Below are 13,341 nucleotides of genomic sequence, written 5' to 3'. Positions count from 1 at the left end.
AAAAGGAGAGATTCCGAAATGGAGACAGCGAAAAAAAGAATGCTGACGGGCAATAAAGCGATGGCGGAAGCGATTGCCCAGGAGATGGAGAACGACAAAAACGTATTCGTGCTTGGTGAAGACATCGGAAAATACGGCGGCATTTTCGGCTCGACGCAAGGCTTAATGGAAAAATTCGGGCCGGAGCGCGTGCTCGATACGCCGATTTCCGAGACCGCGTTTATCGGTGCGGCCATCGGGGCGGCGGCAGAAGGCATGCGGCCGATTGCGGAATTGATGTTCGTCGATTTCTTCGGCGTCTGCATGGACCAGATCTACAACCATATGGCGAAGATCCCCTATATGTCTGGCGGCAATGTCCGCTTGCCGATGGTGCTTATGACAGCAGTCGGCGGCGGCTATAGCGACGCTGCGCAGCATTCCCAGACTTTGTATGCGACGTTCGCCCATATGCCGGGCATGAAAGTGGTCGCGCCGAGCACGCCGTATGACTTGAAAGGCATGATGACCTCCGCAATCCGCGACGACAATCCGGTTGTTTTCATGTTCCACAAATCGCTTCAAGGGCTCGGCTGGATGGATCAGCTTGATTATGCGGTCGGCCATGTGCCGGAAGAATCGTATACTGTGCCGCTCGACAAAGCGAAGGTCATGCGGGAAGGCAAAGACGTGACCATTGTCGGCATCCAGATGATGACGCATTTCGCGATGGAAGCGGCGGAACGTCTCGCAAAAGACGGCATCGAAGCGGAAGTCATCGATTTGCGTTCTTTGGCGCCGATTGATAAAGATACGATCATCAAGTCGGTGAAGAAAACACATCGGCTGGTCGTCGTCGACGAAGACTACCGCTCGTATGGCATGACCGCGGAAATTGCGGCCATCGTCTCGGAGGAAGCGCTCTATGAACTCGAATCGCCGATCAAGCGACTCGCGATTCCGGATGTGCCGATTCCGTATAGCCATGTGCTCGAAGATTTCGTCTTGCCGGGGCCGGACAAAATCGTCGAAACGGTCAAACAGATGATGGATGAAGCGTAAGAGGAGGCGATGGAATGCATGATGTGACGTTACCGAAGCTTTCGGAAGATACCGATGAGAGCTTGATTGTCCTGTGGTTCGTGGATGAAGGCGATTATGTCGAAGAAGGCGCTGCGCTGTGTGAAGTGCAGACGGAAAAAGCGGTATCGGAAATCCGTGCCGAAACGAGCGGGACGGTGAAGAAAATCCACGTGAAGCGCGGCGATTCCGCCAAAGCCGGCACATTACTTGCGGTCATCGACCCGAAAGGACAAGCTGCCGGAAACACAGCAGCTTCCGAAAAAGTCCACCTCGAACAGGCGGAAGAAAACGAAGCGCCGCAGGAAACGGCGGGCTTCACCCGCGTGTCGCCGAGGCTGCGCCATCTCGCAAAAGAACTGGGCGTCAAACTTGAAGGCGTCAAAGGCAGTGGGAAAGGCGGGGCGATCACCGAACAGGACATCCGCGATGAAGCGGGGTTATGAATAAAGAAAAGGCGCAACCGGTTTGATCGGTTGCGCCTTTTTTTGTTGATGAATTGATTATTCATTTTTATTGGTACGCAAGAATGACAGCACTTGCACCCCCATTACTCGGCACTTGATAAATACGGGTGCAGCTTGAAAAGTGCCTGCTCTTATTGAATGAATAGACTTATTCCATCAATTCAGGATAAACGGTTTCCGCAACTAACTGTACGGCTTCGCCGATGCGCGGCCCAGGGCGGGAAGTGATGTCGGAATCGATGAAATGCACTTCGTCGTTCTCGATGGCGTCCACATCCGACCAGCTGTCGCGCGCTTCGATATCACCGACGGCATCTTCGACATAAGAAACGGTCGTCAAGATGACTTCTGGATCGCGGGTGATGACTTCTTCTTCGGAGATACTCGGCCATCCTTCAAGATCTTCAAAGGCATTGGTTACTTGGGCGTGGTCAAGGATTTCCTGCATGAATGTCGACTTGCCGGTCGTGTAGATTTCAGGAGACGGGCTGATTTCCACGTACACTTCTTTTTGCTCGTCAACCGCGGCAAGGCGTTCCTGGACATCTTCGATTTGCGTTTGGATGCCTTCGATCACTTCAGCGCCTTTTTCTTCTTTCGCAAGAACAGAGGCGATTTGTTCGATATCACCGTAGACTTCGTCGAATGAAGTGGCCGATTCGATGACGAATACCGGAATATCGGCGTCTTCAAGTTGCGCTAGCGCAGGCGGTGCTTCGCCGGTTGAATAAGCCAAAACGACATCCGGGTCGAGCTGGATGATTTTCTCGGCATTGAATTCGACTGAATCACTGACACGTTCGATGTCTTGTGCGGCTTCCGGGTAGTTGTCAAAGTCCGTGACGCCGACCAATTGATCGCCGGCATCGAGTGCGAAGACGATTTCGGTATTGCTCGGGATAAGCGAGACGATCGTTTCAGGCGCTTGTTCGAATTCGATTTCTTCGCCGCGGTCATCGGTGACGGTGTACGGAGCGTCACTTGACGTTTCAGTGGACGTTTCTTCGGTTGTTTCTTCCGTTGCGGGTGCTTCGGCAGCCTCATCCTGGCAAGCACCGAGTGTTAAAGCGAGTGGAATGCTGAGTAAGAGAAATGATTTGATTTTCACGAGTGAGTCTCCTTTTTCTTCATGCGTTTTGTTGGATAGGATTTGCTGACGAACGGGATTTCATTGACGCCGTGCTGCTTATTGGCATAGACGGCCATGACAAAAAAGACATTGGCGAGCAGGTTGGCATAGTCCATCAAATGCTCCGGCACTTCGCGCTCAAGCGTCACATGGTGCAGGGCGCGGACGGATTTTTTCGCTTCGCTGCGGCAGACGTGGAGAATGCACGCACCGTGCGTTCCTTGCGGCAGGACGAACTGGTCAATTTCTTCTTTCACTTCTGCGACGTAGCGGTCGTACAAGTTACTGAGATCGGCGAGGTCTTGTTCGGTAATGGCGAGTTTCCCGCGTACCGAGCCGTTCAAGTGATAGACCATCGGCTGCAGGTAGCGCAAATCATCGATGATTTGAGGGACATCGTTGACCGCGATGGCTTCGCCGATCCGCGTCGTCAAGGAATCGGTGCGGATCTCGAAATCGACCGTCGAAGCGCTTTCCCTCATAAACGGATAGCACAAATAGCGCATGTCTTTTTTCATTTGTTCACCTCCTGGATAGAATCCGTAAATATCAGCAGACGTATCGCTTTCTAAAAGAGACAAAAAAAGCCACTCTCAACGAAGAGAGTGGCACGATTGCGAATATCCAGCACAAAGCTGTCCATAGGAAAAAGTTGCCGTAGATCCTCTTATCTTCCGAAGAGCAAAAATACGTTCAGAAAAAGGTAGGTCTCCTGGCTTGTGCATCGCTTTACTCTAAGGCCTTCCCGGGTCTCCCCAGTGGCATCTCTTATTTCATACGCACTTACAGTTGCGGAAACAGCTCCGGATTTCCACCGGATTCCCTGTTACGCTGACGAATCAGCACCTTTTCCCTGCATGATTATTTACTTAGTTTCAGTGTAGCATTTTTGAGGTGAATTTAGGAGAGCATTGTAGAAATGTTATTTGCTTGAATGAAGGCATGTATTTGATTCGCCGCGCCGGCCGCTTTGGGCATGGCTCCCGCACTGAGCCGGGGAGGGCGCCCGTCTCATCGCTTCGCCTAGCCCTTGGACGCGGCGTCGCTGGGGTTGTTCATTGTGAAAAGAGGATGATTTATTTAAACTCCACTGTTTGAAAGATATAGGCGAGTGGAATGCTCCCAGCGCTGCGCACTGAGTCGCAGTGTCTGGTTTATTATAGGATATAAAATTGATCTTGTTGGAATGAAGATATTGTATGAAATCATCGCGCCGGCCGCTTTGGGCATGGCTCCTGCACTGAGCCGGGGAGGGCGCCCGTCTCATCGCTTCGCCTAGCCCTTGGACGCGGCGTCGCTTGATAGTTCATTGTGAAGTGTATTGACAATTTTATTTCCTATCAAACTCCTATTGAATTGCTTAATCAATGAACGTGTTATAATACCGCTAAATAGAGTAGAGGAGGAATTCAACATGCTACCAACAAATTTGACGGAAGCCTTGAACGATCAATTCAATAACGAACTTCAAGCTGCACATGCGTACACAGCGATGGCGTCATATTTTTCGGAAAAAGGGTATCATGGATTTGCCAATTTCTATTTAGTCCAATCACGAGAAGAACATGTTCACGCGATGAAATTCTATCATTACTTGGTGACGATGGATGAACAACCCGTACTCCAGGCGTTAACGGAACCGAGAAACGAATATACCAGTGCTCTGGATGTTGTAGAAGCTTCACTGGCGCAGGAAAAGTCAGTCACGGCAAACATATATAAACTGGTAAGCATGGCGGATGAACTGCAGGAACATGCTACGCTTTCATTTTTGGATTGGTTCATCGAAGAACAAATGGAAGAAGAAAAAATGTTCCGGGACATGATCATTCGCATAAGAGGCATCGAAGAAGGCGGCGAGTATTTCCTGAAAATGGACGACGAGTTCGCTTCAAGAAAACTAGAAGATTAATATGATCGTAAAAAAAAGCACACAGCTTATTGTGTGCTTTTTTTATAATTTTTAATTTATCATGATTCACTTTGACTTAAGGAATGATCATTTTCGAACCACTCAACAATTAAATCGATGATGATTTCTTGTTGTTCACTAACGGTAATCTGGGCCTCATTGTCGCCGGACTGACTGCCATATACGCCGAAATACGCGTGGTTTCCGCCTGGGATTTCAATGAAATCTGTTGTTTCCGGCAAGTTCGGGCTGTTTTCCTTAATCTTTTCAGGTGTACTTAAGCCGTCTTGTGAACCGCTGATGGATAGAACGGGTAAGTTGGATTCACTCAAATAGTCATTGCTTGCTGCGTATGCCCCAAGCAATATGAGCCCGCTTACGCGATCTAACTGCTGATCGGCATACATAGCGGCTGCTGCGCCTCCCATTGAATGGCCCGAAACATACCACTCGATGCTGTCGTCACTTTCTATGATTTCATCCGCTTTTGAAACATCTAGAATAGACAAATTTAATCTGACTGAAGGAATAGCGACTGTGATATTTTGCTTTGATAATTCTTGTGCTAAATAAGCATATGCTTCAGGTTCGACTTTTGCGCCAGGATAAAGGATCAACCCTTTTTCTGCATTTTCTGCCCTAAAGATATACCACCCATCCTCGGGTTCTACAACTTCCTCCATTTCGATTTGTTCAGCATCTACCGCTTCAAATGTATTTTGAGACCATATAAAAAAGATAGAGAAGCTCAGAATTACGACTAAAGCTAGTATGAAAAGCGAGATGAAAAGGGTTTTTTTGTTTAGAATTTTTTTCATGATCATTACCGAATTATTCCTAATTTAACCAAGCAGAAAAATATAGCTAATCCACCGGTTAAAATTATAAATAATTTTCCTTTCTGGATTTTTTGAAAGTATTCACTTAATTCGCATTAAATTAAAGCTTCATCCAACTTAAGTGTAAATATTACCGGAAAAAGTTAACCGGGACTTAGTAAAATCCCGCAACAAGCCACAAAGGTAAAGAATTTGTCTGTGCGCTTCCTATCTAGAATGTTTGTTAAGCAATTTCCCCTTAATTCGGGGACGTCTTGAGAGGCATTCTAAGGGTAATTTATTTCTCTTTTTGTTCCCACTCTTTTTTAAAGTTAGCTTTTAAGGTTGAATTAATATTAATTAAAGCCATTAATATAAAACCAAGCATTATGAAAGTTACGATTTCACCTGTGAAAAAGGATACAATCCCTAGTAACACGGCTACACCCCGTGCCACCTATTATTCATATATAAGCTGCTTATTAAGGTCTGTTTGTTAGGCATTATATCTACTTAAGGATACCAGAATAACCGGTTGTTATAATCAGAGAGGAATACCGAATTTAATTAGAGCGTCAGTTAACATATGAAAACAATCTTATTAAGGCCTTAAAGAACTTGGGAGCAAAGAATAGGAATTGAGAAGGATAAGAATAGCTTTTCAAAAAGGTCCATCTGTTTCGATTCCAACAAAACGACATTAGCCATGCACTTTGTCACTCTTCATTTATGCTTAAAATCAGGAGGTTTTTATATTGCAGAATCGGATTATAAAAAAACTCTTCAATTTATCAAAACACTTGCATGGAGAAGCTGCTCAGTCCCGATTGATCAGCGGTATTATATTAGATACTTCCAGGCGTCATGTATCAGTGCCGTTCTTAATGCGCATTATCGATGAGATTCAAGCAGGTGGCGGTAATTATCTTCAATTGCATTTTTCGGATGCAGAGGGATACCGGCTATACTCTGAAATCTTAGGTCAGACTTTGATGGAAACGAATGACCAATACCTCATTAAAAGTGAAATCTTAGAACTCATCACTTATGCAAATGATAGAGATGTGATGATCATTCCAGATTTTGATGTTCCAAGCCACTCAAAGGGATGGTTGAGCCTTGTCAAAGAAAAGTTCGGTGAAAAATTTTATAATTCTATCGTGTCAGACTTTGATGAGGGTTTAGTTGACTATTTCGATAATTCTCAAGCAACAAAGTTCGTTAAATATCTGATAGAGGAAATAGCCTTTTTATTTAAGCAAGACAAATATAAAGGGCACCAAGTATTTTCAATAGGAGGTGACGAAGTACCTGGGACAAATAACTTTCAAGAAGAGTATGTAAGGTTTATAAATACGATTTCCAGTTATGTCGAGCAATGCGGCTATAAGCCGAGAATATGGAACGATTCTTTAAATGAAGCCGGGTTATATGCATTAAATTCAAATGTAGAAATCGTGTATTGGCAAGAAGGCATGTTGCCCCCGGAGGTGTTTATATCGCACAAAAGAGCACTTCACAATTCGAATTTTTATACATTGGTGTACAGCCCAAGTAATGACAACCTTAATATAGAAGCTATCACAGAACAAATTGAATACGTAAAGGCATCTCATAAATCGGATATATTTTGTTACAAAGATAATCCTTATGGCGAGGTTGATACGCAAGGTGTCCTTAAAGGTACTGCATATACATTTTGGACTGAGCGTGGAGTCGAATTAACAGATGAACAATTATTAAATCAAATTTTGCCGTTAGTAAAAAATTATTTAAAAATAAGCCAAAGCTAATATATTTATAATTGCAAAGTTGTCACATGATATTTATCCTCTTCTTAATTTTGATAGCTCACTACTCGAAGACCCCAGCATTATAAAGCTTTTAGAAAACTTCATAGCGCTGGAGTCTTTATTCGGGGAATTTATTTGCTAATGATAATTAACACTTGTCATCCCTTGCGGCTGTTCTTTTAATAACTCAAAAATTACTTAGCCAAGAACATTTCTTCAATGGAAGGAAAAGCTGAAGCTTTCGCGAGAATGAATTATCCAAAAACGAAACAAGACTGGATATTGAACGCAGATGAAAAGATTACAGAAAAAACCAAAGCACTGTTCTTGGAAGAAAAAGATTCTCCCGAGATCGAAATTTGGAATGATTTTTATTACGGAAATGCTGTTCTCGAAGTACCGCCGTTTGCTAGTCATATAATTGGATATGACATTATGCAGAAATTTTTAAAGCAGCACCCGGATATGACAGTTGCGGAATGGCTTGAATTGACTGCTGAGGAGATTCTGGCAGGGAGCGGGTATGCGATATCAGGATCAAACTAGGTTAAATTTCAGCGATCTTTTTCCAAGCGGTTCTGGCTCGTCCTTCATGAAGAGTATTTATCATGAAGAACCACCTTGGATTTCATTTAACGAAGAGGTTATTGAATTTTGCTATTTAACTGGAACTACTATTGAAGTAGACATGTATATTCATGAGGTAGAGGGTGAAAACCCTTTGTAGTAGAAAGAGCTGGAAAGTATGAACTGATAGCAATACTTTCAAACTTGAACAGACAAATCAGATTAAGTTTCAACTGAATAAGAAGCTGATTTTCACACTGGGGATGAAGATAAAATGAACAGACAAAAAACAGAAGAGATTGTTTTCGATACTATGCATGAAGCAGATGTATGGGCGGATTCCATAGCAAACGAAATGTACGGAAGGCTTTATGGCAGCTATAGTACACCTGACTACAAAATAGCCTGTGCACTGGCATTTAGATTGGCAGCTATGGAGAACTGCAGAATTTATACAGTGGACGAAGGAGATAGATATAAAATACATGCAAGGTTCAATTCTTCAAATTCCTAAACCTGCCAATTGCTTTCTAACTATGATGGTAAGTCTTGAAAAAGCCGAGAGGGCAAAGGAGGATTTATTTGAGAAAATTAAAAGCTTTAATGATTGGTATTTGTGTATTGTTCATACTGGCTGCTTGTAATCAATCCGACTGGTACGATACGAGGGATGAGGCAATTGAAAACGGGTTGCAAAAGGAAGGCATCAGCGCATCGGCTGATGTGTCCGTTGAAGAATATGACGGCGAAACAATCGTGTTGTATGCACAGGATAACTCTTTAGGTGTAGCAAGTATCACAGAAAGTGAAAAGGGCTATAGCTGGTACCGAAGCGCTCCAAATCACAGATTTGAAGTCACTGGTGACTTGCCTTATACGACGGGGAGTTTCGAGTTCGAGACAGAATCAGAAGTACAAGTTCCTATACTTTATGGAGAAATCTTTAATTCCACTATTCAAGTTAATGATGTAGCAAGCTGTGAAGGTTTAAATGAATTGACCCTCCTTGGAGATTCAAAACTTTTCTACGCTGTTCTCGAATAAGCTTTGGTCCGGATAATACCTCCAAGAAATATATTCTGAAAGAGTGTATTTCTTTATGGTGGAGGGAACAGGTCTAGTAAAGACAAGCAAACGTGCCGGAAGCATGATTCGCAATCTTTAGGGGGAAGTTGATGAATACTTTGTTAAAAATAATAAGCATCATTCTATTGTTTTCGCCTGCCGTTCTGATCTACACAGAAACGACGAGCATATTGATTGCAGTAATTCCATTCGTTCTAGGGGCTTTGCTTTACACGTATGTCCTTAGCAAAAAGCGTACCCAGCACCATCCAAGTTAATTAGCTAGAAATCATCGAACCAACTTATTATTGAGTTGGTTTTTATTTTTGGATGTAATTTATTCACTAAGCTATGAGGCTCTGCAGTGATTGTGTGCTGACAACGCGATTGCTGCAGAGCTTTTTATGTTTTGTTAACTTTACGTAATTTTTGCTAAATAATGTTGACGCTGCAGAATGTCTTCTGTAAGGTTTAATGAGTGAGTAGAAAAAAATGTAAATTAAGATTATTAATTCTCAATAATTTACAAAAAGGGAATTGAAAAAAACAGCAATACGAATCAAAACGCTTTTACAAAAAAGGAGGACGACATTACAATGCACAACAGCTTATGGAACAAATCAGCGAAAGCTTTATTATCTGTCGGCTTGGCGGCAAGTCTTTGGGTACCCGTTTCACAAACAACGGCACAAGCCGCTGCCCCGGCAAATGATCTTCTTATTTCGGAATACATTGAAGGGAGCAGCTTGAACAAGGCAATCGAAATTTATAACGGGACCGGTGCTTCAATCGACTTGAGCCCGTATTCAATAGCCTTGTATGCAAACGGCAGCACATCCGTGCAAAGTGAAATGGCGCTTTCCGGTAGTGTGGCAAGCGGCGATACGATCGTTGTTTATAATAGCGGCGCAGACCCCGCGATTCAGGAACAAGGCGATGTGCAAAACAACGGCGTGATTAATTTTAACGGAGACGATGCATTGGTTTTGGAAAAAGACGGAACACCGATCGATTCAATCGGCCAAGTGGGCGCGCGCATTGAAAATACGAAAGACGTCACGCTTGTCCGTAATCCAGATATCCAATCGGGCGATAGCGTAGTAGATGACGCATTCGATCCTTCCACTGAATGGACCGCATATCCCGCTGATACATTTGAGCATTTAGGGAGCCATACGATGGATGGGGCTGGGGAAGCGCCAGTTGCTGATCCTGAGATAGAGCCGGTGGAGCCCAAAAAGAAGTTACGCTACGAAAACTTGAAGAAGAAAAAACTGACGGTTGGCCAACCAAGTGTATCTGTGACCTTGGACGGAAAGGCATCCATCACGGATGGTGTCTATATGAAAGGGAAATACGGAGAGTTCCATGGTACGGGCTTTGAAGATGTGAAGGTGGTGCTAAGCCCCGCTCGCGCAGAATCGATCTTTGATTTTACCGGAATTGAGGTAAAACACGTGGTCGTGGATGGCGAGAAGATTTCTGAAATCAGGGGAGCTGAAAACATCCAGACAATCGAATTTATCGGTGGAGCGGATCATGAAGCGATTCGCTTCTACAATTCGGACGGCGAGCCGATCTCTTCTCCACATTTGCCAAAGGAAAACAAAGCACCCGTAGCAACGAAAGCGTTTGCCGGGGAACAAGTATGGGCAGGGGATCGCTTGCAATATGACCTGACGGAATATTTCTCGGATCCTGAAGGGCAGAGCCTGTCATTCTCATCGACAAAAGGGACGATCAACGGCTCGGACTTGACGCTCGACTTGCCGGAAGGATCGCATATCGTCGGTGTCACGGCAAGCGATGGCAATCAAAGCGTCACCCAGTCATTTTCTGTGACAGTGTCTGCAGAAGCGCCAGCACCGGATGAATATTACGACACTGCAGAGGGTCTGCAAGGGGAGGCATTGAAAGCGGAACTTCATGAAATCATCGACGGGCATACGCAACTTAGTTATTCACAAGTATGGGATGCATTGAAAATAACGGACGAAGACCCGAATAATTCGAATAACGTGCTGCTATTGTATACGGGCGAGTCCCGCTCGAAATCCTTGAACGGCGGCAATGTCGGCGACTGGAACCGTGAGCACACCTGGGCGAAGTCCCATGGCGGTTTTGGAACGTCAAGAGGCGCGGGGACGGATATCCACCATTTGCGCCCGACCGATGTTCAAGTGAACGGGCTGCGCGGCAATTTGGACTTTGATTACGGCGGCAGTGCCGTAAATGGATGCGACGGCTGCTTGCGAACAGCGACTTCCTGGGAGCCGCCGGATGAAGTGAAAGGCGATGTCGCCCGGATGCTTTTCTACATGGCGGTCCGTTATGAATCAGGCGACGCAGTGGATTTGGAACTGAATGACCTGGTGAATAATGGCTCGACGCCTTACCACGGCAAGATTTCCGTGTTGCTCGAGTGGCATGAGCAAGATCCGGTCAGCGCTTGGGAACAGCAGCGCAACGAGAAAATCGAAGACATCCAAGGCAACCGCAACCCGTTCGTCGACCATCCGGAATGGGCAGAATCGATCTGGTAAACAGTTGTTGATATGTGCGAATGAACAAATCGTGAATATGAGTTCAAACAATTCATAAACCAAGTTAAATAGTGAAGGTTTATCGAAAGCGAAAGCCCACTAAAATCCCCGCGCCTCCAGTAACCAAGGAGTGCGGGGATTTTTGAACGCTATCATCATTTCTTGCTTTTGATTTCCAAGAGCATAGGGCTGATGTTCAAGAAAATCGAAATGACCGTCAACACCCATAACGTTGTTGACATGATCGGCACCACATCCGATAGCGCAGACCAATCTTCTGCCCGTACCCAATCGGCGACCATGCTGTAATCTGCCACGGCAGTTAGTGCGGTAAACGATAGCCCCGCAGCCATTGCGAATTTATACTCTTTGCCTTTCACGTATAGATAAAGGTTTACACAAGTCGCAGCGATTGCAATCAGCCCGAAGAGGAACCACATAGTTTCACCTCCAGTTGTATAGGGAATTAATGTTAATTAAGACCATCTGAAATGCTGATTGGTTTCGTGCAGCTGCTTAGGTAGTTGGAGGAATTGCAAAAATCAGGAAGAAATTAGTTGAGGAAATTACTGAAAATACCGATTTTTGAAACTTTATGCAATGAGAAACGTATTACAAGGCAAAGGGATAAATGAGGGCAAGAAAAAATGAAAGGGGAGGATTTTATGCATTGGATGATGTGGATTTTCTGGGGGTTCTTTGGGGCGTTGTTTATCGGCAGTTACGTGGTGGACAAATTGACCAAAAAGAAATACAGCTTAGACAAAACAGAAAAGACTTTGAACCAAAGTACGGCGGAAGCAGATGCGAGCCGCCATGCAGGGCGCAATAATCACGAAAGCGGCATGTTTTAACCGGGCGATTGACAGTGGTTTTGTAGCCAAGCAGGTGTAAGTTCCGGATGAGCGGGTACAGTATACAAAATGCACGACAAGGAGGAATTGCTGTATGGCTAGAAAAGGAACGGCTGGACGCACGCCTGAAAAGCAAGTCGGGGCGCGCGAATCTGCGATCGATAAAGCGATCAATAAAACGAAACAAGCTTTGGACGGAGATAACGAAGCAACGGATTACGGCGAAGAAAAAGGGCGAGACCAGCAAGAAGACGCAAAAGAATACTCGAAGCATGTGTCTGAAGAAGACGAGCGCGATTTACCGGAACAACAGAAATAAAAAAAGGAGCTTGAGGGAATTCCCCCAAGCTCCTTTTTTTGTTTAGGACGGGTTGGTCGACCACAATCCCGCGCTTTTAACGAAAACGCGCGGATGCAGTTTCAAGCTGGCGACGATCAAGTCGGCCAAATCTTCCGGATGCATGACGCGTTCCGCGTCGCCGGTGATCAGATTCGATTCGTGGGCCAGGTCCGTGACGACTGTGCTTGGCGTCATCGCCGTGACACGGATATTGTGTTTGCGTACTTCAAGTGCGAGCGACTCGGTCAAGCCCATGACAGCGAACTTCGAGGAGCTATACGCGCTCGTAACCGGTGCGCCTTTTTGTCCGGCAGTGGACGAAATATTGATGATATCGCCTGAACTTTGCTCGATCATGCCAGGAAGGACAGCACGTGTTGCGTTATAGACGCCCATCAAATTGACGTCGACGATGTTTTTCCATTCTTCCGGTGACAGTTCCAAAAAGCCGCCGAATTTCCCGGTGCCTGCGTTATTGATGAGGATATCGATAGCGCCGAGTTCGTTTTTCAATTTTTCAACCGCTTGTTCGATCGCGGTAAGATCCGTAACGTCGGCAGAGGCAGTTGCCACTTTGACATTCGCATCTTGCAGTTCGACGGACACTTTGTCGAGGTTTTCCTGTTTCAGGCCGATCAAGCCGACATTGACGCCTTCATTTGCAAGGGCAATGGCCGTCGCCCGGCCGATGCCGCGCCCTCCGCCTGTGATGATCGCTGTTTTTCCTTTAATTGATTGCATCAAAACACTCCTTAAATTCGGGTACGTAAAAGCCGTCCCATTAGTAAATACTT

The 13,341-nt window shown here is 45.3% G+C and carries 16 protein-coding genes, 1 pseudogene and 1 riboswitch; of the genes and pseudogenes, 12 read left to right on the top strand and 5 right to left on the bottom strand.

Going from position 1 to position 13,341, the window contains the following annotated elements:
- Positions 1 to 18: 18 nt before the first annotated feature.
- Together AB9R92_RS07705 and AB9R92_RS07700 are read left to right on the top strand one after the other, a co-directional pair.
- A complete protein-coding gene (locus AB9R92_RS07705) occupies positions 19 to 1,041 on the top strand; it encodes an alpha-ketoacid dehydrogenase subunit beta (protein WP_370668883.1) in 1,023 nt (340 codons plus the stop codon).
- Between the two features lie 14 nt (positions 1,042 to 1,055).
- The gene (locus tag AB9R92_RS07700; protein WP_370668882.1) at positions 1,056 to 1,505 is read left to right on the top strand and encodes a biotin/lipoyl-containing protein; all 450 of its coding nucleotides are present in this window, start codon (positions 1,056 to 1,058) and stop codon (positions 1,503 to 1,505) included.
- 169 nt (positions 1,506 to 1,674) lie between these two features.
- On the opposite strand, the gene AB9R92_RS07695 is transcribed toward AB9R92_RS07700, so the two are convergent.
- Positions 1,675 to 2,634: an ABC transporter substrate-binding protein gene (locus tag AB9R92_RS07695; protein ID WP_370668881.1), complete on the bottom strand. Its 960-nt coding sequence runs from the start codon at positions 2,632 to 2,634 to the stop codon at positions 1,675 to 1,677.
- Positions 2,631 to 3,173, bottom strand: a complete 543-nt coding sequence (locus AB9R92_RS07690; protein WP_370668880.1) for a hypothetical protein — start codon at positions 3,171 to 3,173, stop codon at positions 2,631 to 2,633. Before AB9R92_RS07690 ends, AB9R92_RS07695 begins: the two co-directional genes overlap by 4 nt.
- Positions 3,174 to 3,340: 167 nt before the next feature.
- Positions 3,341 to 3,520, bottom strand: a riboswitch (cobalamin riboswitch).
- Between the two features lie 549 nt (positions 3,521 to 4,069).
- Here AB9R92_RS07690 and AB9R92_RS07685 point away from each other — a divergent pair.
- On the top strand, positions 4,070 to 4,567 hold the full coding sequence (locus AB9R92_RS07685; protein WP_370668879.1) for a ferritin: 498 nt from the start codon (positions 4,070 to 4,072) through the stop codon (positions 4,565 to 4,567).
- Positions 4,568 to 4,626: 59 nt separating this feature from the next.
- Here the strand turns inward: AB9R92_RS07685 and AB9R92_RS07680 are convergent, their stop codons facing one another.
- Positions 4,627 to 5,391, bottom strand: coding sequence for an alpha/beta family hydrolase (locus AB9R92_RS07680; RefSeq protein ID WP_370668878.1), 765 nt, complete (start codon positions 5,389 to 5,391; stop codon positions 4,627 to 4,629).
- A 749-nt stretch (positions 5,392 to 6,140) separates the two neighbouring features.
- Between AB9R92_RS07680 and AB9R92_RS07675 the strand changes: the two genes are divergently transcribed.
- From AB9R92_RS07675 to AB9R92_RS07645, 7 genes and pseudogenes are all read left to right on the top strand, one after another.
- Positions 6,141 to 7,178, top strand: coding sequence for a family 20 glycosylhydrolase (locus AB9R92_RS07675; RefSeq protein ID WP_370668877.1), 1,038 nt, complete (start codon positions 6,141 to 6,143; stop codon positions 7,176 to 7,178).
- A gap of 219 nt (positions 7,179 to 7,397) precedes the next feature.
- Positions 7,398 to 7,724 carry a DUF2268 domain-containing putative Zn-dependent protease gene (locus AB9R92_RS07670; protein WP_370668876.1) on the top strand — a complete coding sequence of 109 codons (327 nt, stop codon included), beginning with the start codon at positions 7,398 to 7,400 and terminating at the stop codon, positions 7,722 to 7,724.
- A 295-nt stretch (positions 7,725 to 8,019) separates the two neighbouring features.
- Positions 8,020 to 8,259, top strand: coding sequence for a hypothetical protein (locus AB9R92_RS07665; protein ID WP_370668875.1), 240 nt, complete (start codon positions 8,020 to 8,022; stop codon positions 8,257 to 8,259).
- 68 nt (positions 8,260 to 8,327) lie between these two features.
- Complete coding sequence (locus tag AB9R92_RS07660) at positions 8,328 to 8,789, top strand: hypothetical protein (RefSeq protein ID WP_370668874.1); 462 nt, start codon at positions 8,328 to 8,330, stop codon at positions 8,787 to 8,789.
- Positions 8,790 to 8,920: 131 nt separating this feature from the next.
- Positions 8,921 to 9,088, top strand: a complete 168-nt coding sequence (locus AB9R92_RS07655; protein ID WP_370668873.1) for a hypothetical protein — start codon at positions 8,921 to 8,923, stop codon at positions 9,086 to 9,088.
- A gap of 318 nt (positions 9,089 to 9,406) precedes the next feature.
- Positions 9,407 to 9,826 (top strand): annotated as a pseudogene (locus AB9R92_RS07650) (lamin tail domain-containing protein); the annotation flags it as partial.
- Positions 9,827 to 10,549: 723 nt separating this feature from the next.
- Positions 10,550 to 11,353 carry an endonuclease I family protein gene (locus tag AB9R92_RS07645; RefSeq protein ID WP_370669095.1) on the top strand — a complete coding sequence of 268 codons (804 nt, stop codon included), beginning with the start codon at positions 10,550 to 10,552 and terminating at the stop codon, positions 11,351 to 11,353.
- A gap of 155 nt (positions 11,354 to 11,508) precedes the next feature.
- Here the strand turns inward: AB9R92_RS07645 and AB9R92_RS07640 are convergent, their stop codons facing one another.
- Positions 11,509 to 11,793 carry a hypothetical protein gene (locus AB9R92_RS07640; RefSeq protein WP_370668872.1) on the bottom strand — a complete coding sequence of 95 codons (285 nt, stop codon included), beginning with the start codon at positions 11,791 to 11,793 and terminating at the stop codon, positions 11,509 to 11,511.
- A 225-nt stretch (positions 11,794 to 12,018) separates the two neighbouring features.
- Here AB9R92_RS07640 and AB9R92_RS07635 point away from each other — a divergent pair, with 225 nt between their 5' ends.
- Together AB9R92_RS07635 and AB9R92_RS07630 are read left to right on the top strand one after the other, a co-directional pair.
- The gene (locus AB9R92_RS07635; RefSeq protein ID WP_370668871.1) at positions 12,019 to 12,207 is read left to right on the top strand and encodes a hypothetical protein; all 189 of its coding nucleotides are present in this window, start codon (positions 12,019 to 12,021) and stop codon (positions 12,205 to 12,207) included.
- Between the two features lie 94 nt (positions 12,208 to 12,301).
- On the top strand, positions 12,302 to 12,526 hold the full coding sequence (locus AB9R92_RS07630) for a hypothetical protein (RefSeq protein ID WP_274842055.1): 225 nt from the start codon (positions 12,302 to 12,304) through the stop codon (positions 12,524 to 12,526).
- A 42-nt stretch (positions 12,527 to 12,568) separates the two neighbouring features.
- On the opposite strand, the gene AB9R92_RS07625 is transcribed toward AB9R92_RS07630, so the two are convergent.
- A complete protein-coding gene (locus AB9R92_RS07625; protein WP_370668870.1) occupies positions 12,569 to 13,288 on the bottom strand; it encodes a 3-ketoacyl-ACP reductase in 720 nt (239 codons plus the stop codon).
- Positions 13,289 to 13,341 lie beyond the last annotated feature (53 nt).

It is taken from the genome of Planococcus sp. SSTMD024, from assembly GCF_041320495.1.
In the GTDB taxonomy this organism is placed as follows: Bacteria; Bacillota; Bacilli; order Bacillales_A; family Planococcaceae; genus Planococcus.
Note: the sequence above shows the minus strand (reverse complement) of the source record. Positions and strands in the feature narration are given on the sequence as shown.

Bases quoted from the DNA above. Each gene is read 5' to 3' on its own strand.
- AB9R92_RS07635 (WP_370668871.1), top strand. From the start codon at position 12,019: ATGCATTGGATGATGTGGATTTTCTGGGGGTTCTTTGGGGCGTTGTTT.
- AB9R92_RS07705 (WP_370668883.1), top strand. From the start codon at position 19: ATGGAGACAGCGAAAAAAAGAATGCTGACGGGCAATAAAGCGATGGCG.
- AB9R92_RS07690 (WP_370668880.1), bottom strand. From the start codon at position 3,173: ATGAAAAAAGACATGCGCTATTTGTGCTATCCGTTTATGAGGGAAAGC.
- AB9R92_RS07680 (WP_370668878.1), bottom strand. From the start codon at position 5,391: ATGATCATGAAAAAAATTCTAAACAAAAAAACCCTTTTCATCTCGCTT.
- AB9R92_RS07665 (WP_370668875.1), top strand. From the start codon at position 8,020: ATGAACAGACAAAAAACAGAAGAGATTGTTTTCGATACTATGCATGAA.
- AB9R92_RS07640 (WP_370668872.1), bottom strand. From the start codon at position 11,793: ATGTGGTTCCTCTTCGGGCTGATTGCAATCGCTGCGACTTGTGTAAAC.
- AB9R92_RS07625 (WP_370668870.1), bottom strand. From the start codon at position 13,288: ATGCAATCAATTAAAGGAAAAACAGCGATCATCACAGGCGGAGGGCGC.
- AB9R92_RS07685 (WP_370668879.1), top strand. From the start codon at position 4,070: ATGCTACCAACAAATTTGACGGAAGCCTTGAACGATCAATTCAATAAC.
- AB9R92_RS07655 (WP_370668873.1), top strand. From the start codon at position 8,921: ATGAATACTTTGTTAAAAATAATAAGCATCATTCTATTGTTTTCGCCT.
- AB9R92_RS07700 (WP_370668882.1), top strand. From the start codon at position 1,056: ATGCATGATGTGACGTTACCGAAGCTTTCGGAAGATACCGATGAGAGC.
- AB9R92_RS07670 (WP_370668876.1), top strand. From the start codon at position 7,398: ATGGAAGGAAAAGCTGAAGCTTTCGCGAGAATGAATTATCCAAAAACG.
- AB9R92_RS07630 (WP_274842055.1), top strand. From the start codon at position 12,302: ATGGCTAGAAAAGGAACGGCTGGACGCACGCCTGAAAAGCAAGTCGGG.